The 17,974-nt window shown below is 65.3% G+C and carries 15 protein-coding genes, 1 other RNA gene and 1 pseudogene; 11 read left to right on the top strand and 6 right to left on the bottom strand.

Translation table 11 applies throughout. The features are described 5' to 3' along the window. Positions 1–78 precede the first annotated feature (78 nt). The 4 genes from ACCQ09_RS17815 to lpxC all read left to right on the top strand — a co-directional run bounded on the left by ACCQ09_RS17815 (position 79) and on the right by lpxC (position 4,803). Positions 79–915, top strand: a complete 837-nt coding sequence (locus ACCQ09_RS17815; protein WP_228427847.1) for a cell division protein FtsQ/DivIB — start codon at positions 79–81, stop codon at positions 913–915. After that, positions 912–2,147 carry a cell division protein FtsA gene (ftsA, locus tag ACCQ09_RS17810; RefSeq protein WP_003485272.1) on the top strand — a complete coding sequence of 412 codons (1,236 nt, stop codon included), beginning with the start codon at positions 912–914 and terminating at the stop codon, positions 2,145–2,147. The genes ACCQ09_RS17815 and ftsA overlap by 4 nt, the downstream gene beginning before the upstream one ends. A 290-nt stretch (positions 2,148–2,437) precedes the next feature. Further along, on the top strand, positions 2,438–3,667 hold the full coding sequence (gene ftsZ / locus ACCQ09_RS17805) for a cell division protein FtsZ (RefSeq protein ID WP_040941774.1): 1,230 nt from the start codon (positions 2,438–2,440) through the stop codon (positions 3,665–3,667). 224 nt (positions 3,668–3,891) lie between these two features. After that, positions 3,892–4,803: a UDP-3-O-acyl-N-acetylglucosamine deacetylase gene (lpxC, locus tag ACCQ09_RS17800; protein ID WP_012439218.1), complete on the top strand. Its 912-nt coding sequence runs from the start codon at positions 3,892–3,894 to the stop codon at positions 4,801–4,803. A gap of 183 nt (positions 4,804–4,986) precedes the next feature. Here lpxC and ACCQ09_RS17795 read toward each other — a convergent pair whose 3' ends face one another. After that, entirely contained in the window at positions 4,987–5,439 is a 453-nt protein-coding gene (locus ACCQ09_RS17795) for a DciA family protein (RefSeq protein WP_011035968.1), read from the bottom strand. Between ACCQ09_RS17795 and ACCQ09_RS17790 the strand changes: the two genes are divergently transcribed. From ACCQ09_RS17790 to ACCQ09_RS17770, 5 genes and pseudogenes are all read left to right on the top strand, one after another. Continuing rightward, entirely contained in the window at positions 5,440–6,384 is a 945-nt protein-coding gene (locus ACCQ09_RS17790; RefSeq protein ID WP_011035969.1) for a M23 family metallopeptidase, read from the top strand. Between the two features lie 157 nt (positions 6,385–6,541). Further along, positions 6,542–9,280 carry a preprotein translocase subunit SecA gene (secA, locus tag ACCQ09_RS17785; protein ID WP_228427848.1) on the top strand — a complete coding sequence of 913 codons (2,739 nt, stop codon included), beginning with the start codon at positions 6,542–6,544 and terminating at the stop codon, positions 9,278–9,280. 469 nt (positions 9,281–9,749) lie between these two features. Further along, a complete protein-coding gene (locus tag ACCQ09_RS17780; protein ID WP_011035971.1) occupies positions 9,750–10,118 on the top strand; it encodes a VOC family protein in 369 nt (122 codons plus the stop codon). Positions 10,119–10,298: 180 nt separating this feature from the next. Continuing rightward, a complete protein-coding gene (locus tag ACCQ09_RS17775) occupies positions 10,299–11,246 on the top strand; it encodes a Nudix family hydrolase (protein ID WP_012439214.1) in 948 nt (315 codons plus the stop codon). Next, a pseudogene (locus ACCQ09_RS17770) lies at positions 11,243–11,774 on the top strand (P-loop nucleotide/nucleoside kinase family protein). The gene ACCQ09_RS17775 and the pseudogene ACCQ09_RS17770 overlap by 4 nt, the downstream one beginning before the upstream one ends. Before the next feature lie 240 nt (positions 11,775–12,014). Here ACCQ09_RS17770 and ACCQ09_RS17765 read toward each other — a convergent pair. From ACCQ09_RS17765 to ACCQ09_RS17755, 3 genes are all read right to left on the bottom strand, one after another. Beyond that, complete coding sequence (locus tag ACCQ09_RS17765; RefSeq protein WP_052844766.1) at positions 12,015–12,617, bottom strand: hypothetical protein; 603 nt, start codon at positions 12,615–12,617, stop codon at positions 12,015–12,017. Positions 12,618–12,766: 149 nt separating this feature from the next. Next, positions 12,767–13,594: a methylenetetrahydrofolate reductase [NAD(P)H] gene (gene metF, locus ACCQ09_RS17760; RefSeq protein WP_040941773.1), complete on the bottom strand. Its 828-nt coding sequence runs from the start codon at positions 13,592–13,594 to the stop codon at positions 12,767–12,769. Between the two features lie 98 nt (positions 13,595–13,692). Next, entirely contained in the window at positions 13,693–14,991 is a 1,299-nt protein-coding gene (locus tag ACCQ09_RS17755; RefSeq protein WP_228427849.1) for a glycoside hydrolase family 2 TIM barrel-domain containing protein, read from the bottom strand. Between the two features lie 161 nt (positions 14,992–15,152). Here ACCQ09_RS17755 and ACCQ09_RS17750 point away from each other — a divergent pair, with 161 nt between their 5' ends. Together ACCQ09_RS17750 and ACCQ09_RS17745 are read left to right on the top strand one after the other, a co-directional pair. Beyond that, the gene (locus tag ACCQ09_RS17750; protein WP_012439209.1) at positions 15,153–15,392 is read left to right on the top strand and encodes a hypothetical protein; all 240 of its coding nucleotides are present in this window, start codon (positions 15,153–15,155) and stop codon (positions 15,390–15,392) included. A gap of 692 nt (positions 15,393–16,084) precedes the next feature. Continuing rightward, positions 16,085–17,062 (top strand): NAD(P)H-quinone oxidoreductase, encoded by a 978-nt coding sequence (locus ACCQ09_RS17745; protein ID WP_012439208.1) that lies wholly within the window; start codon positions 16,085–16,087, stop codon positions 17,060–17,062. Positions 17,063–17,224: 162 nt separating this feature from the next. Here the strand turns inward: ACCQ09_RS17745 and ACCQ09_RS17740 are convergent. Beyond that, positions 17,225–17,299, bottom strand: a non-coding RNA gene (locus ACCQ09_RS17740) — sX9 sRNA. A gap of 61 nt (positions 17,300–17,360) precedes the next feature. Then, positions 17,361–17,762, bottom strand: coding sequence for a VOC family protein (locus tag ACCQ09_RS17735; protein ID WP_012439207.1), 402 nt, complete (start codon positions 17,760–17,762; stop codon positions 17,361–17,363). Positions 17,763–17,974: the final 212 nt, after the last annotated feature.

The following is a 17,974-nucleotide window of genomic DNA, read 5'->3' as shown; positions in this document are numbered from 1 at the left end:
AATGGGTAACAGCGGCTGCGCTGTTGCCGTTGCGATTCCCTATTCCCGATTCCCCATTCCCGCGCGCGGAGCGCGCCCATGAACGCCACTCTGCGCATCCTGGCCTGGTTGATCGCGGTGGCGCTGGTCGCGTTGCCGGTGGTGGCCGTGCTCAATGGCTGGGTGGGCGCCGAGCGGTGGCCGTTGGCGCGCTTGCGGGTTTCCGGCGATTTCAAGCGGGTGCCGGCCGAGGAGCTGCGTGCGGTGGTGTTGCCGTATGCGCGCTCGGGATTTTTCGCGGTGAAGCTGCAGGACGCGCAGGACGCCATCGCGCGCTTGCCGTGGGTGGAAAGTGCGCAGGTGCGCAAGCGTTGGCCGGATGTGCTGGAAGTGCATGTGGTCGAACACAAGCCGTTCGCCCGCTGGGGCACCGATCGCATGTTGTCCGAGCAGGGCCGGCTGTTTCGCACACCGCCGTTGCTGAAGGATTTCAAGTTGCCGCAGCTCGGTGGCCCGGATGCCAAGACCCAGGAGGTGGTGGCGCTGTACAACGAGTCACGCGCGTTGTTCGCGCCGACCGGCCTGGATGTGGAGCGTCTGGAAATGGATGCGCGCGGCAGCTGGTCGCTGGGCTTGAGCAATGGCGTGCAGATCGTGATCGGCCGCGATGATGCACGTGCACGCCTGCAGCGGTTCGCGCGGGTACTGCCGCAGCTGACTGATCCACAACGTCCGATCGCGCGCGCCGACCTGCGTTACACCAATGGCTTTACGGTCGAACGGCGAATGGAGAATGGGGAATCGGGAATGGGTAAAAAGCCAAAGCCGGTTCCGCCTGCTGCGCCGCACGCGCTGGTCCTTAATTCTCTGCGCCTCCGTACACCGCTGTTGACCATTCCCCATTCCCCATTCGCTATTCCCGGCTTTAAGACATGAACCGCAAAGGCGACAAATCCCTCATCGTTGGACTGGATATCGGCACCTCCAAGGTGGTCGCGCTGGTCGGCGAGTACTCGCCCGGCAATCCGATCGAAGTGATCGGCATCGGTTCGCACGAGTCGCGCGGCCTCAAGCGCGGCGTGGTGGTGGATATCGAATCCACCGTGCAGTCGATCCAGCGCGCGGTCGAAGAAGCCGAGCTGATGGCCGGCTGCGAAATCCGCTCGGTGTACGCTTCGATCTCCGGCAACCACGTGCAGTGCAAGAACTCGCCCGGGATCGTGCCGATCCGCGATGGCGAGGTAACCTGGAGCGATCTGGAGCGCGTGCTTGACGCCGCCAAGGCCGTGGCCATTCCTGCCGATCAACGCATCCTGCATGCAATTCCGCGCGAGTATGTGCTGGACGATTCGCAGGAAGGCATCCGTAACCCGGTCGGCATGACCGGCGTGCGCCTGGAGGTGCACGCGCACCTGGTGGTGTGCGCGCAGTCGGCAGCGGCCAACATCACCAAATGCGTGCAGAAGTGCGGGTTGCAGGTGGACGATCTGGTGCTGTCCTCGCTGGCGTCCTCGGTCGCGGTGCTGACCGCCGACGAGCGCGAGCTGGGCGTGGTGCTGGTGGATATCGGCGCCGGCACCACTGACCTGGCCGTGTACGTGCAGGGCGCGATCTGCCACACCGCGTCGCTGCCGATCGCCGGCGACCACGTCACCAACGACATCGCGCACATGCTGCGTACGCCGACGCCGGAAGCCGAGCAGATCAAGGTGCGCTACGCCTGCGCGCTGGCGCAGCTGGCCACCGCCGAAGAAAGCATCCAGGTGCCGTCGGTGGGTGATCGCCCGCCGCGTCGCATGCCGCGGCACGCACTCGCGCAGGCGGTGCAGGGCCGGTACGAAGAAATTTTCGAGATGGTACAGGCCGAACTGCGTCGCTCCGGCTTCGAGGAAATGGTGCGCGCCGGCATGGTGCTCACCGGCGGCGCCTCGAAGATGGAAGGTGTGGTGGAGCTGGCCGAAGAAATGCTGCAGATGCCGGTGCGCGTGGGCATTCCCCAACATGTCACCGGCCTGGGCGAAGTGGTGGGCAACCCGGTACACGCCTCCGGCGTGGGCCTGTTGCTGATGGGCAGCCAGATCGAACACCCGCGCCGACCGTCGATCCCGACCGGGCGCGCGGGGAGCTTGTTCAAGAAATTGAAGAACTGGTATCGCGGCGAATTCTGACGAATCGGGAATCGAGATTCGGGAATCGGTTAAAGCAAGGGCAAGGCGGTTGCGGCAAGTTTTGAGTAGAGAGCGGTGAGAGCGGGCAGGACGTAATTTTTTGTGTTTCCGCCGAGGAAAGTGGTAGCTGGCGTGGAGGTGATTCGCTGTTGCGATTCCCCATTCCCAACTCCCCATTTCCGGCATTCAAACAACAACATTCGCCGACATGCGGGTGTCGGGCTGGCGAACGGAGTACTCCGATTCCCCATTCCCGATTCTCCATTCACGGCATTAAAGAGGACACTGACATGGCACATTTTGAACTGATCGAAAAGATGGCTCCCAACGCGGTGATCAAGGTCGTCGGCGTCGGCGGCGGCGGTGGCAACGCGGTTGCGCACATGGTGAACACCAACGTCGATGGCGTGGAATTCATCACCGCCAACACCGACTCGCAGGCGATCAAGAACTGCGGCGCCAAGCTGCAGCTGCAGTTGGGCACCAACGTCACCAAGGGCCTGGGCGCAGGCGCGAATCCGGAAGTCGGCCGTCAGGCCGCGCTGGAAGACCGCGAGCGCATCATGGACGCACTGCAGGGCGCGGACATGGTGTTCATCACTGCCGGCATGGGTGGCGGTACCGGCACCGGCGCCGCCCCGGTGGTCGCCCAGCTGGCCAAGGAGATGGGCATTCTGACCGTCGCCGTGGTCACCAAGCCGTTCCCGTTCGAAGGCCGTCGCCGCATGCAGGTCGCGCTGAAGGGCATCGAGGAACTGAGCCAGCATTGCGACTCGCTGATCACCATCCCCAATGAAAAGCTGATCACCGTGCTGGGCCGCAACGCCACCATGATCCAGGCGTTCCGCGCTGCCAACGACGTGCTGCAGGGCGCCGTGCAGGGCATCGCCGATCTGATCGTGCGTCCGGGCCTGATCAACGTCGACTTCGCCGACGTGCGCACCGTGATGTCGGAAATGGGCCTGGCCATGATGGGCACCGGGTCGGCACGCGGCGATGACCGCGCGCAGGCCGCTGCCGAAGCCGCCATCCAGAACCCGCTGCTGGACGATGTCAACCTGGCCGGTGCCAACGGCATCCTGGTCAACATCACCGCCGGCCCGGATTTCACCATGGCCGAGTTCGACGAGATCGGTCGCACCATCGAAGCGTTCGCCTCCGAAGATGCCACCGTGGTCGTCGGCACCGTGCTCGACCCCGACATGCAGGACGAAGTGCGCGTCACCGTGGTGGCCACGGGCCTCAACCGTGCCGTTGCGCGGCAGACCCAGCGCCCGGACCAGCGCGCGCCGATCAAGCTGGTGCGCAATGCCACCACCGGCCAGCCGGAATTTGGCGACTTCGAGACCGGCGGTGACGCGGTGTCCAAGGCCGTCGGCGGCAGCATGGGCCTGGGCTTGCGTCGTCCGAGCAGCGACTCGGCCGGCAGCAGCAACGCTGGCGCGTCCGCCCCGGCTGCCGCAGATCTGCCGAACGACTACCTGGATATCCCGGCGTTCCTGCGCCGCCAGGCCGACTGACCGCTCACGCTGCGCGCGGTTCGGCGCAGCGGCAATGCCCCGGCAGCCGCCGGGGCGCCTGTCCTGTCCTTTTCTGCCGGGTCGGTGCCGACCCGGCAGCTTTTGCAGCGGCGTGACTGGTGCGTTACAGTCTCCGTCACGCGTGATTTGTTAAGATTCGGCTAATCTCCCCGATTAGACAGCCGGTTCAGCGTCTGTCTGCATTGCTCATACAGACTTCGCCCATGACCCAGCAACGCACTCTCAAGAACACCATCCGCGCCACCGGCGTCGGCCTGCATAGCGGCGACAAGGTCTATATGACCCTGCGCCCTGCACCGGTCGATCACGGCATCGTGTTCCGTCGCGTCGATCTGGAGCCGGTGGTCGAAGTTCCTGCCGATGCCGAGCTGGTCACCGAGACCACGCTGTGCACGGGGCTGACCTGCAACGGCGCCAAGATCCAGACCGTGGAGCACCTGATGTCGGCACTGGCCGGCCTGGGTGTGGACAACGTGATCGTGGAGCTGTCCTCGGCTGAATTGCCGATCATGGATGGCTCCTCGGGCCCGTTCGTGTTCCTGCTGCAGTCGGCTGGCATCGTCGAGCAGAACAAGGCCAAGCGCTTCATCCGCATCAAGCAGCCGGTGGAAGTGCGCGAGGGCGACAAGGTCGCGCGCTTCGAGCCGTACGAGGGCTACAAGCTCGGTTTCACCATCGAATTCAATCACCCGATGATCCCGGCCAAGCAGTCACGCCAGGAGATCGAGTTTTCCACCTCCGCTTACGTCAAGGAAATCTCGCGCGCCCGCACGTTCGGGTTCATGCGCGACCTGGAGTACATGCGCGAGCGCAACCTGGGACTGGGCGGCTCGATGGATAACGCCATCGTGCTGGACGAGTTCCGCGTGCTCAACGAAGACGGCCTGCGCTACACCAACGAATTCGTCCGCCACAAGATCCTCGACGCCATCGGCGACCTGTACCTGGCCGGCGGCGCGATCCTGGGTGCCTACGAAGGCTTCAAATCCGGCCACGCGCTCAACAACAAGCTGGTGCGTGCGCTGCTGGCGGACCAGGCCGCATGGGAATGGGTCAGCTTCCCGGAAGGCACCGAGCAGTCACCGGTGACCTACGCCAGCCCCGTCTATGCCTGATGTCAGGGATTTCCCTGGCACGGCCGCGAAGTGTGAACTGCGTCGGATTTCCGGCCCATTCTTAACGTTTATTTAATCTTTCCCTAACTCCTGCGTCGTCCATGATCGCTAGGATGCGTCGGGTCGTGTGCGGTACTTCGCAATTTCTTCACGCACCGGCAGCCGCTTGCAGCGGCATGGACATCACTTTTTGTTGGTCGATGGCACGTCGCGCAAGGATGCAAGTGCGTCACGCAAGCCGTTACGCGTGGCCTCGGATACCGGCGTGTGTGGGCGGTCGCGGTGTTGCTGTGTTGGGGAATGCAGCGGCGCAGAGGCCGTCTTGACGGTCACCGCGGTGACCTTCAGTCCGATGGATCGGGCGGCATCGAGCAATTGGGTTTCGGCAAGCCGCACCTTGGCATGCCAGACCGGCGAATCAACCAGAAAAACGAGCTGTTCGCCTCGGACATTGGCCAACCGGCAACGGGTGGCGAGATGGGGCGGTAACAGGGGGCGCAACTGCCGATCCAGCGCGTCGAGCCACAACGCTCGGCGCAGAGGGTCGCCAGCCTTTTCCCCGAGCAGGGCCTCGACGGCTTGCTGCGGAACGGATGGGCTGCGTGCGTTGGACTTGGGCTTGGACATGACACTCATATGGCGTTAAAGAAAGTCGTAATCAAATCTTGCGAGACCCGGGCCCAGCGGTTGGCCCGACAGTTCCAGGGCTTTGCCGCGGATCGACCGATGGTGGTGCTGGGTGCGGTACTGGGCCTGGGCATGCTGATCGGCGTCGGTGCAAGCACCGCCACCGGCATGGTGACCAATTCCGCGCTGCAGGCCAAGGTCGCGCAGCAGCAGACCGAGCTTGCGCAGGCGCAGCGCGCTTCGCAGGCCCAGGTCAACGCCCTGGCGGCACGCCTGGGCGAGTTGCAGGCGCAGGCCACCCGGCTCAACGCCTTGGGCGAGCGCCTGACCCAGATGGGCAAGTTGAAGGACGGCGAGTTCGACTTCGACGAGCCGGTCGGCGTTGGTGGCGGCGATGAGCCGGTCAACGACATGCCGGTGCAGTCGCTCAAGCAGGATCTGGGGCAGCTGGAGCAGCAGTTTTCCGCCTCCGGCCAGCAATTGAACGTGCTCGCCTCGCTGATGTTCGATCATCAGCTGGAGCAGAATTCCGTGCCGTCGCGGATGCCGATCCGCAACACCTACATCACCTCCGGCTTCGGTGGCCGCGCCGATCCGTTCGACGGTGGCTCCGCCTTCCACAAGGGTGTGGACTTCCACGCCAATGTGGGCGACCCGGTGATGTCGGTGGCCGACGGCGTGGTCAGCTATGCCGGTGTGCGCGGCGGCTACGGCAACGTGGTGGAAGTGGATCACGGCAATGGCTACGTCACCCGCTACGCGCACAACTCGCGCCTGGTGGTGAGGGTGGGCGATCTGGTCCGTGCCGGCCAGCAGGTGGCCAAGGCCGGGTCCAGCGGCCGTTCGACCGGTGCGCACGTGCACTTCGAGGTGTGGGCCGACGGCCGCGTGGTCAATCCGCGCAAGTTCCTGGGCGATACCAACACCCCGGTGGGACGCCGCGGGCGCGGCTAATGGCGGCAGCGGGCGGTGCTTGATTCGTGAAGCCCCGCCCCAAGCTACAATAGGGTGTTGCCATCGACAGGGCGCAGTGCGCCCTGTTTCGTTTACGGCGGTCGGGTCTGTGGGGACCGGCGTCGGTCAAACCGTTCCTTTTCAACCGGTTTCTTCAATGATCAACAGTCTGCTTACCCGTGTCTTTGGCAGTCGTAACGAACGCCAGCTGCGCCAGCTCAACCGCCTCGTCACCCAGATCAATGCGCTGGAGCCGACGATCGAGAAGCTCTCCGACGCCGAGCTGCAAGCCAAGACCCCGGAGTTCAAGCAGCGGCTTGCCGCCGGCGAGTCCCTGGACAAGATCCTTCCCGAAGCCTTTGCGGTCTGCCGCGAGGCCAGCCGCCGCGTGCTGGGCATGCGCCACTACGACGTGCAGCTGATCGGCGGCATGGTGCTGCACCTGGGCAAGATCGCCGAAATGCGCACCGGTGAAGGCAAGACCCTGGTGGCCACGCTGCCGGTCTACCTCAACGCTCTGGAAGGCCAGGGCGTGCACGTGGTGACGGTCAACGACTACCTGGCGCGCCGCGACGCCGCGCAGATGGGCAAGCTGTACAACTGGCTGGGCCTGAGCGTGGGCGTGGTGTATCCGGGCATGCCGCATAGCGACAAGCACGCCGCCTACGCTGCCGACATCACCTACGGCACCAATAACGAATTCGGCTTCGACTACCTGCGCGACAACATGGCGCTGTCGCGGGCCGACCGTTACCAGCGCAAGCTGCATTACGCGATCGTCGACGAAGTCGACTCGATCCTGATCGACGAAGCGCGCACCCCGCTGATCATTTCCGGCCCGGCCGACGAATCGCCCGAGCTGTACATCCGCGTCAATCGCATCGTGCCGCAGCTGACCAAGCAGGAAAGCGAAGAAGGCGAAGGCGATTACTGGATCGACGAGAAGGGCAAGCAGGTGCATCTGTCCGAGGCGGGCATGGGCCACGCCGAAGAGCTGCTGCTGCAGGCCGGCATCCTGGAAAACGCCGACGACGGCCTGTATGCCGCGCAGAACCTGAGCGTGGTGCATCACCTCAACGCTGCGCTGCGTGCGCATGCGATCTATCAGCGCGATGTGGACTACATCGTGCGCGATGGCGAGGTGGTGATCGTCGACGAATTTACCGGCCGTACCCTGTCCGGACGTCGCTGGTCCGATGGCCTGCATCAGGCAGTCGAGGCCAAGGAAGGCGTTCCGGTGCAGCGCGAGAACCAGACGCTGGCCAGCATCACCTTCCAGAACCTGTTCCGCATGTACAAGAAGCTGTCCGGCATGACCGGTACGGCCGACACCGAAGCCTACGAATTCCAGAGCATCTACGGTCTGGAAGTGGTGGTGATTCCGACCAACCGCCCCACCGTGCGCAAGGATCATCCGGACCAGGTGTTCCTCAACCGCAAGGGCAAGTTCAATGCGGTGCTGGCCGATATCGAAGACTGCGCCAAGCGCGGTCAGCCGGTGCTGGTGGGCACCACCTCGATCGAAACCTCCGAGATGCTCTCCGAGCACCTGCGCAAGGCCGGCGTGAAGCACGAAGTGCTCAACGCCAAGCAGCATGAGCGCGAAGCGACCATCGTGGCCAATGCCGGCCAGCCGGGCGCGGTGACCATCGCCACCAACATGGCCGGTCGCGGTACCGACATCGTGCTCGGTGGCTCGCTGGAAGCGGAATATCACGCCTTGGGCGAAGACGCGACCGAAGAAGCCCGCTTCAAGATCAAGACCGATTGGCAGCGCCGCCATGATGCGGTCAAGGCCGCCGGCGGCCTGCACATCATTGGTACCGAGCGCCATGAATCGCGGCGTATCGACAACCAGCTGCGTGGCCGTGCCGGTCGCCAGGGTGATCCGGGTTCCTCGCGCTTCTATCTGTCGCTGGAAGACAACCTGATGCGCATCTTCGCCTCGGACTGGGTCCAGAAGGCGATGCGCATGATGGGCATGAAGGAAGACGACGTCATCGAAGATCGCCTGGTCAGCCGGCAGATCGAGAAGGCGCAGCGCAAGGTGGAAGCGCACAACTTCGATATCCGCAAGAACCTGCTGGATTTCGACGACGTCAACAACGACCAGCGCAAGGTGATCTACGCACAGCGCGATGACTTGCTGGATGCCGAGTCGGTGAAGGACAACGTCGATGGCATCCGTGGCGATGTGATCTACGATCTGGTCGCTCGCTTCGTGCCACCCAACTCGGTGGACGAGCAGTGGGACCTGCAGGGCCTGGAAGCCACGCTGGAATCGGAACTGGGCATGCCGCTGGCACTGCGCGAGCTGGCCAAGACCCAGGAAGAACTGGACGCCGAGCAGATCGCCGCCAAAGTGCAGACCGCGGTAGATGCGCACTTCGCCGAGAAGGAAGCGGCCGTGGGCGCAGACACCATGCGCGCACTGGAAAAGCACGTGATGCTGACTGTGCTCGACCAGGGCTGGAAGGAGCATCTGGCCAAGATGGATTACCTGCGCCAGGGCATCTATCTGCGCGGCTATGCGCAGAAGCAACCCAAGCAGGAATACAAGAAGGAAGCTTTCGAGCTGTTCTCCGAGATGCTGGAGAACGTCAAGCGCGAGGTGATTAATGTGCTGGCGCGCGTGCGCATCCGCAGCGAAGAAGAAGTCGCCGAACTGGAAGAGCAGGAGCGTCGCCAGGCCGAAGCCCGCCTGCTGGCCTCGCAGTTCCAGCACCAGGATGCCGGCGGCTACGGTGCGGACGAAGAAGTGGAGCAGATGCAGGGCGGCAACGCGCCGGTACCGGTCTCGCAGGTCACCCGCGACGAGCCCAAGGTCGGCCGCAACGATCCCTGCCCGTGCGGCAGCGGCAAGAAGTACAAGCACTGCCACGGTCAGCTCAGCTGATCCTTTGGTGACCGTGGTGCAGCCCGTGACGCGGGCTGCAAACCCAACGTCCGCGCAGGACGCTGGGTGCACGGTCCTTGCTTTCGATCCCTCGCCTTTGGCGCACCCTCCTTACCAAGGGGGCTGCACTTACGGAGGAGGTGGTTGGGGCTCCTGAGGCTCAGGCATGGAATGCCGAATGCTGGGCGCAATGCCACAGCCGAGATATCGCGTCTGTGCCAGCTCTCTGCCAACGGCGTGGCCTGCCTCGTTGCCAGACGGCGTCTGGAAATCGCGGTATAGCCCCCAGAAGAGCTCGACCAGCTCGATGCGCTTTTTTCCCGGTAAGCCTCGGCCCTGCAGGTTCGCCATGCGCTTGTCCATTGCGCACCGGCGCCAACTGCGCCCTGCGCCCGCGCTGCATGCAGGCTTCCCCGCCCGTGCCATTGCGAGGCGTATGCTCGACCTACGTTCTCACTGGAGTGCGGTCGTGTCGCTTCTAGCCAGCCAGCAACTGAAAGTGTTCGTGCCTGCGCGCGACTACGCCGTCTCGCAACAGTTCTATCGGGCGTTGGGCTTTTTGCAGGAAGACGAGGTCGGTCACGTGACCTGCTTCCGGCATGGGGCGCAGTGTGCGTTTTTGCTGCAGGACTTCTACGTGCGCGAGCTGGCCGAGAACCTGATGCTGCACCTGTGGGTGGATGATGCCGATGCGTGGTGGCAGCACGTGCACGACAGCGAACTGACCATGCACTTTCAGGTGACCTGCAGCGCGCCGGAAGACCGCCCCTGGGGGGCGCGCGATTTCACCCTGCACGACCCCAGTGGCGTGCTCTGGCGCATCGGGCATCCGCTGTAGGGCGGGAGTCGGGATTGGGAAGTGGAGATTGGTTGGAGCGGACTGCGTAGCCGGTTGCCGCCGGCCTCGTTGTTCCAATGCTGTGCGTTGACCAGTGCAGATGGCAGCTGGTGCACGGCGTTCTCTGTTTGAACCGCCAGTCGATTGCGCTGAACCGCTCACTCGCGGCACTCTTGCGCCATGCCCGATTCCCTCAGATCCATCCACGTCGTTGCCGGCGTGATCACCGACGCCCGCGGCCGCATCCTGCTGACCCGCCGTACCGAAACCCGTGACATGCCTGGCCTGTGGGAATTCCCCGGCGGCAAGCGCGAGCCTGGCGAAACCTCCGAACAGGCGCTGGTGCGCGAACTCAACGAAGAACTCGGCATCGATGCGCACGTGGGCGCGTGGGTGATGGACGTGCCGCAGCTGTACCCGGACAAGCGGCTGCGGCTGGAAGTGCGGGAGATCACTGGATGGAAGGGCAGCCCGCGCGGGCGCGAGGGCCAGGCCATGACCTGGGTGGCCGCCGACAAGCTGGCGCGCTATTCGATGCCGCCGGCCGATTTGCCGGTGGTGGGGGTGCTGCGCCAGCCGGATCGCTACCTGATCACGCCGGAGCCGCAGAACGATGCCGCGTGGCTGGATGGCGTGGAGCAGGCGCTGCAGCAAGAAATTGCCCGCATCCAGCTGCGCGCACCGGCGGTGGATCCTGCGCGCTGGCGCGCCCTCGTGCATCAAGTGATGGGGCTGCGCGGGCGTCAGCGTGCGCAGTGGTTGCTCAATCGCGACATCGGCCTGGCCAGCGAGCTCGGCATCGGCGTGCATCTGGGATCGGAGCAGCTGGCCACATTGACTGAGCGCCCATTGCCGGCCGACCAGCCCGTTGCCGCCTCCTGCCACGGGCTGGAGGACCTGCGCCATGCCCAGCGGCTCGGCTGCGATTTCGCCGTGCTTGGGCCGGTGCAGGCCACCGCATCGCACCCGGGCGCCACGCCGCTGGGCTGGGAGGGGTTTGAGACCTTGCGCGAGCAGGTCTCGCTACCGATTTACGCGTTGGGCGGCATGCAGCCCGGAGACGTGCGCGAAGCACGCGCGCATGGCGCGCAGGGCATCGCCGCCATTCGCGGGCTGTGGCCAGCGTGACAGCAGGCGCGATTGCTGCGCGGTCGCCCTGGTTGGTGGTGTTCGGTGGATTGCCTGGCGTCGGCAAGAGCGCCATTGCGCAGCAGTTGGTGGCGCAGTGCGGGGCGGTGTACTTGCGCATCGATACGATCGAGCAGGCGTTGCGCGACAGCGGCATGCTTGCCGGCGACGTTGGCGCGGCCGGTTACCTGGCTGCCTATGCGCTGGCGCGCAGCAATCTGCACCACGGCCTGACGGTGGTCGCCGATTGCGTGAATCCCTTGCCGGTCACGCGCCAGGCCTGGCGCGATGTTGCCGCGCATGCCGGTAGCCGCGTGCTGGAGATCGAAGTGATCTGCAGCGACCAAGACCTGCATCGGCAGCGGGTGGAGACACGCCAGAGCGAGGTGCCGGGCCTGCGATTGCCGGAATGGGCGTCAGTGTTGGCGCATGACTATGCGGCGTGGACGCAGCCGCATCTGCTGCTCCAGTGCAGTGCTGAGCCCGGAGCAGGCGGTGGCGGCAATCACTGCACACCTGGCTGGCTAGATGGCGATGCGGTGGTTGAGCGTCGCGCTGTTGAGGTGCGCTGAGGTGCGCAGGCGGCACGGCAAGCAGCAGTCGTGCGTCGCCCGGGCCATGTGCGAACGACCTCACACCCATTGATTCGTGCAGTTCGCCGGCCGCACGCGCTGAGCGGCATGGCGCGTTAGCGTTGCGCACGCCGGTGCAATTGATCGCTGCTGGTTGCCGGCTTCCGCCTCTGCACGGCGGGCGGCGAGGCTGACGCTAGAACGTCACCCAAAAACAGTTGTATTGCCGGCGCAGGCGCAACACGCTGCGCGCCGGCGTGCCGCTGGCGAGTGCCTGCTCCAGGCGCAGGCCCCATGGGCGCGGACGGGTAGCCGGCGGCGGCAGAGGCGCGTCGACCGCGCCGCCATCCAGGCCGCTGGCAGGGGCTGCCGCAGAGGCTGTTGCGTCTGCCTCCCAGCTAGAAGGATCGCTTTGTGGATACATCGGGGCGATCTCCAGCAACGGGCGTTGCACGATGGCTTCGAGCCGGCTCAGCACCTGATTGGCGGCGGCGTCGGACTGCCCGCTCCACAGATACAGGCTGGATAGCCGGTTGACGTCGCGGCTGTCCACTGCCAGCTGCAGCAGCGACACCAGCTCGCTCAGCCGACGAGGGCAGCCGTAGCGATACAACCCTTCATTGCCCTGCGCACGCGTGGCCGGCGGCAGGCGGCTGACCGCGCCTACGTCTTCGCAGCGGCGGTCGGTGAACATGGTCTGCCCGTCCGGCGACACGCAGCGACGGATTTCCTGCGCCTGCCCGCGTGTGGCGGGGCAAAGGCAGAACAACAGCAGCAACGGCAGCAGAAGGCGAGGCATCGGCGCAGCGTAACGGTGTACGCGTGAGCCGGCGAACAACACAGCAATGCCGCACAGGCCTGCACCGCGCGCGCCGGTCACCCGCGTGCGTGCGAGGGATGTGATCCGGAACGGCATGCCTGTGGAGAGAATGCCCTGGACGGCTTGCCTCAGCGCCCGAGCAGCTGCAACACCTGTGTGGTCGGCTTGGCCAGATTGAGCGTATAGAAGTGCAGCGCCGGCACGCCGCCGGCAATCAGCCGTTCGCACAGCGCGGCGACCACCTCGGCGCCGAACGCGCGCACCGCATCGGCATCATCGCCGTAGGCCTGCATCTTCTTGCCGATCCAGCGTGGGATCTCTGCACCGCATTGCTCGGAAAACCGGCGCAGCTGGGAGAAGTTGGAGATCGGCATGATGCCGGGAATGATCGGCACCTCCACGCCCAGCCGCTGCGCTGCATCGCGAAAATGGAAGTACGCATCGGCGTTGTAGAAGTACTGGGTGATCGCCGCATCCGCGCCGGCATCGACCTTGGCCTTGAAGTACCTCAGGTCGCTGTCGGCATCGATGGCCTGCGGATGGGTCTCCGGGTAGGCGCCCACCTCGATGCGGAACGCATCACCATGCTCGGCGCGGATGAAGGCAATCAAATCCGAGGCGTAGCGCAGGTCGCCTGGGTGGCCCATGCCAGACGGCAGGTCGCCACGCAGCGCCACGATGCGGGTGCAGCCGATGGCGCGATAGAGCTTGAGCAGCTCGCGGATTTCCTGGCGGCTGCCGCCCACGCAGGATAGATGCGGCGCCGCTTCAAAGCCGTGCTTCTGCTTGAGGTGACGCACCGTCTCGGAGGTGTAGCTCAACGTGGAGCCGCCGGCACCAAACGTGCACGACACGTATTCGGGCGCATAGGCCTTCAACTTGGCCGCAGTCCGGTCCAGCTGCGCGCGTTGGTCGTCAGTTTTGGGCGGGTAGAACTCGAAGCTGAGATGCGTCATCGCGGCAGGTCCGGCAGAGCGTGCGGCCATAATATCGCTTCATCGCGATGAATGCATATTTGGTTGCGAGTGTCCCGATCCGCGCGGGGCATGCCGCGCTAAGGCGCTTCTACCCGGAACGGCAGGTTGGCGTAACCGGCGCGGCCTTGCTGGTCATGGACTTCCACGAACAAGCGGTAATTGCCCGGCGCCGGCGCCTTCAGGCGGACGCGACTGTCATCGCCCGCATGCGCGGGATGCAGCTCAACGTCGATCTGCGCTGGCAGTGCTTCCGCATCGCCACCGATGCTGCGCGCCGTGCTTTCGGTGCGCACCTGCCAGACGTAGCGCAGTGCGGTGGCGCCGCTGGCCGTGAGCGTGGCAGTGGCGATTCGGCCTGCGCGCAGTGTCACGCTGTCCAGTACCTGTTTGCCGTCCAGGGTCAGCGTGGACACGGCCGGCGCGCGCGTGGCTGGCCAGCGCCCGGTCCATAGCGCCTGCAGCGTGTCCACGCTGGGCGTGGCCGCGCCAGAGGGCAGGAACAGCCCATACCAGGTGGGCGTGCGCTCCTGCTTGTTGCCCCACAGGAACACGAACGAGCCCAGCCCCTGCCGCGTATCGCTGGCGATGCGCTGGCGATAACGCTGCTCCAGCAGCACCGCCTTGCGCGCGCTGTTGTCTTCGATGGGCGCACCCCAGGGGGTGGTCGGCGATTCCCAGTGGCCGGTGGGGCCCCATTCGGTGACCACATACGGGCCACGCCAGCCGCTGTCGTGCAGTTTTTGCGGCAATGCTTCGATGTCGCCGTACAGCTGTACGGCGATCAGATCCAGCGACGGCGCACGTGCCTTGAGGCGGTCGATCAACGGCTTGTCGAAACCGGCCAGGGTGGTGGTGACCGGATGGTCCGGATCGATTGCGTGGATGGCATCAGCAATCGCGCCCACCGCGTTCCAGACCTTGGGATTGGTGTAATCGAGATTGAGCTCGTTGCCGACCACCCACATCAAAACCGCCGGATGCGCAGCCGACTGCTGCACCTGAGTGCGAATGCGCTGCAGTTGTTGGCGCACGGCTGCGGCATCGTTGTAATCGAAGCCGTGTCGTTCGTTGCCGACCTCGATGCCGACGGCGACCTTCAACCCATTGCGTTGCGCGCGATCCAGAAATGCGCGCTGGCGCTGCGGGTCCGGATCCACGCGCCAGGTGCGCAGCGCGTTGCCGCCACGTGCAGCCAGCGTCTCCATGCTGCCATTACCCAGGCCCGCGCCCTTGATGACGAAGGGCGCGCCATCGACCAGCAGCCGATAGCGGTCATCGCGGTGTTCGATGCGCACCTGCGCGGCCCATGCCGCTGCACCGCAGCCCAGCAGCAGGGCGCCCGCCACCAACTGACACCACTGCCATCGATACCGCATGCGCCGACTCCGCTGCCGAATGCCGCAAATCATAGAGGCGGCAGAGCCGCTGGATGTGATCGTGGTCGCGGCATGCTTGGGGCTGCTTGCCGGTGACGCAGTCATGGCGCGATGCACGCGGTAAGCTGGGCGCTACCCCACGCAATTGATCGGAGCGCGACATGCAAGAGCAGGAAATGGATGTAATCGCTGAGTCGTTGGGCCGCATCTGGGTCGCGTTGGCGCGCAGCGTGGGCGATCTCGCGCTCGCGATGGCCGAACAGCCCGGCGTGGACGGCGACAAGTTGTTGCGCGACTTCGCCGCACGCCTGCCCTCGGGCCAGGATGACGGGACCTCGAAGGTGTTCGAGGCGATCCGCCAGTACCTGGATCAGGACGTGGTGGCAGACGACGCCGAGTAACTGGCTGCCTGCGCGCCTACGGAAACGTGGGCGCGCAGCTGTTGGCGTGGCGATGGTGGTGGTGTCGTTTAGGCGGCGCGCGAGGTGTCGCGGTGCAGCGCGATGCCGTCACGTTGAACTTTCGGCATGGCGACAACTGGGGATGGGTTGCTGGTGATCGTTTCGCCCAAGTGGCTGGCAGTTGGTGGCTGCTGCTGTGGTGGCTCAGAGCGAAACGATGATGCGTCTGCGACGTGTGGTGACCGTCTGCGGCGTACGTGGGGAAGTGGTCGTGGTCGGAGTGCTCACGTGTCTGGCCGTGTGGTGCCGCGGCTGGCGGCAGGAGCAGCAGTGAACACTGCAAACGCACGCCAAGCGCGAGTTCAACGATGGATTTGGTATCACCGAGAGCGCGCGACGATGTCTCGCAGCGCAGGCTTAGCAGCGCGCAGCTAGTCCCTGTTCGCGTCAGTGCCAGCGCGAAACTGCCTCGGTCAGCAGCTGTTCGAACGCTCAGCGCATGCTCGAGGGCCAAGGCATTCTTGATGCAGGCATTGATCAATGCACAAAGCAGTCACGTCGCCCAGGGATGTAGGGTGACGCCAACGACGGTTCGCATTTCTCGCGACGCTACGCCGGGCACACGTCGCTCCTGTGCCAAACGTTGACGGGCCGGCGCCTACACTGGTGCCCACTTTCTACGGAGCGTCCCCATGAGCGAGACCACGATGACGGCCATTGCGATCCGCAACGGCAAGGGCGATGCAGATGCACTGCATGCGGTTGAGCAAGCGCGCCCGCAGCCGGGACCGGGCCAGGTGTTGATCCGTGTGCATGCCGCCGGCATCAATCGGCCGGATCTGTTGCAGCGTGGGGGCCACTATCCGCCACCGCCGGGTGCACCGGAGACGCTGGGCCTGGAGGTCGCGGGTGACGTCGTGGTGGCCGCTGGCCGCTGGAAGGTTGGCGACCGTGTATGCGCCTTGCTCGGCGGCGGTGGCTACGCGCAGTACGCGGTGGTGGACGCGCGCCATGTGTTGCCGGTTCCTGACGGCATGACGCTGGTGCAGGCCGCTGCGTTGCCGGAAACCATCTTCACCGCGTACGCCAATCTGTTCGAACATGGCCGCCTGGCGGCAGGCGAATGGCTGCTGCTGCACGGCGCTACCTCCGGCATCGGCGTGACCGCGATCCAGCTGGCAAAGGTCGCCGGCGCGCATGTGCTGGCCACGGCCCGCTCGGCCGGCAAGGCGGCGCAGGCACGCGAACTGGGCGCGGACGTGGCGATCGACTCCACCACCGAGTCGTTCGTGGCCGCCGCCAAGGCGCACGCCGGGGTGGACGTGGCGCTGGACATGGTGGGCGCCTCGGTCTTTGCCGATACGCTGGAAGCACTGAATCCGCGTGGCCGCATCGTCTACATCGCCTCGCAGGCCGGCGCCACGCTGGAAGTGCCGATCCCGCTGCTGATGCGCAAGCAGGCCATCATCACCGGTTCGACCCTGCGCCCGCGCAACGCCGACGAAAAGGCGCGGCTGGCAGCGGAAGTGGAACGCGTGGTGTGGCCCTGGATTGCGCAAGGCAAGGTGCGCGTGTTGATCGATCAATGTTTCCCGCTGGCCGAGGCCGCCGCCGCGCATCGCTATCTGGAGCAGGGTAGCCATCTGGGCAAGGTGGTGCTGGAAATGTAGCGGCACTGCAGGTGCGGACATGGCCTGCACCGTAGGCTGCGGGCCTGTCGCACGGGCGCGCCTGTGCGGTTGCTTGAGCGGTGCGCGTGCGGCCGCATCGGTGGCATTGCGCGATTCGAAGACAGCGCGCCACCGGCAATCACCCGCAGCAACACTTAGAGCGGCTAACAAAACGTAGCGAGCAGCCGTCAGGTGGGCGCGGACGGCGCGGAGGAACCGGAATGTACGTGGGTACATGCCGATTCCGAGCACCGGCCGCGCCCGCCTGGCGGCTGCGCAGTCGTTTTGAAAGCTGCTCTTAGCCGGCAGGCTGGTTGTGCACCGCCTCGATGCGGTGTCCATCGGGATCGATCACAAAGGCGGCGTAGTAGTCATCGCCATAGTCCGGCCGCAGGCCCGGCGCGCCGTTGCAGCGGCCGCCGTACTGCAGCGCTGCGGCGTAGAACGCGTCCACCGCAGCGGTACTCGCTGCGCTGAAGGCGAGATGGAAGCCGGCGCCCGCGGCCAGCGGCACGGCCGTGCTTTGCTTCAAGGCGAGCTTGTCGCCACCACCGGCCCAGCCATAGCCCACTGCCTGGTCATCGGTGCCAGGCGCCAGGTCCGACCACACCCGCACATAGCCCAGTGCGCCCAGCACTGCATCGTAGAAGGTGACGGACGTGTAGATCGCGCTGACGCCCAGCGAGAGGTGATGCAGCATGGCGATGCGCCCGAGGGGATGACCGCACGGAGTGTGCGGCGCGATGCTGGCTGCTGACCCGCGTGCCGTCAACCGTAGATCGGTCGCCCAACCTTGCACGATGCGCGCGGCTGCGGCCTGCCACGAGGTATAGCAAAACAAGCGGTAGCGATGTCTCGCAGCGGCCGCTGTGCTGACCGTACACTGCGCCGGTTGCGCGCAGCCGCCGTGGC

Origin of the sequence: Xanthomonas sp. NCPPB 2586 (assembly GCF_041475775.2) — a bacterium.
Classification (GTDB): domain Bacteria; phylum Pseudomonadota; class Gammaproteobacteria; order Xanthomonadales; family Xanthomonadaceae; genus Xanthomonas; species Xanthomonas campestris.
This window is presented reverse-complemented; position numbering and strand designations above follow the sequence as displayed.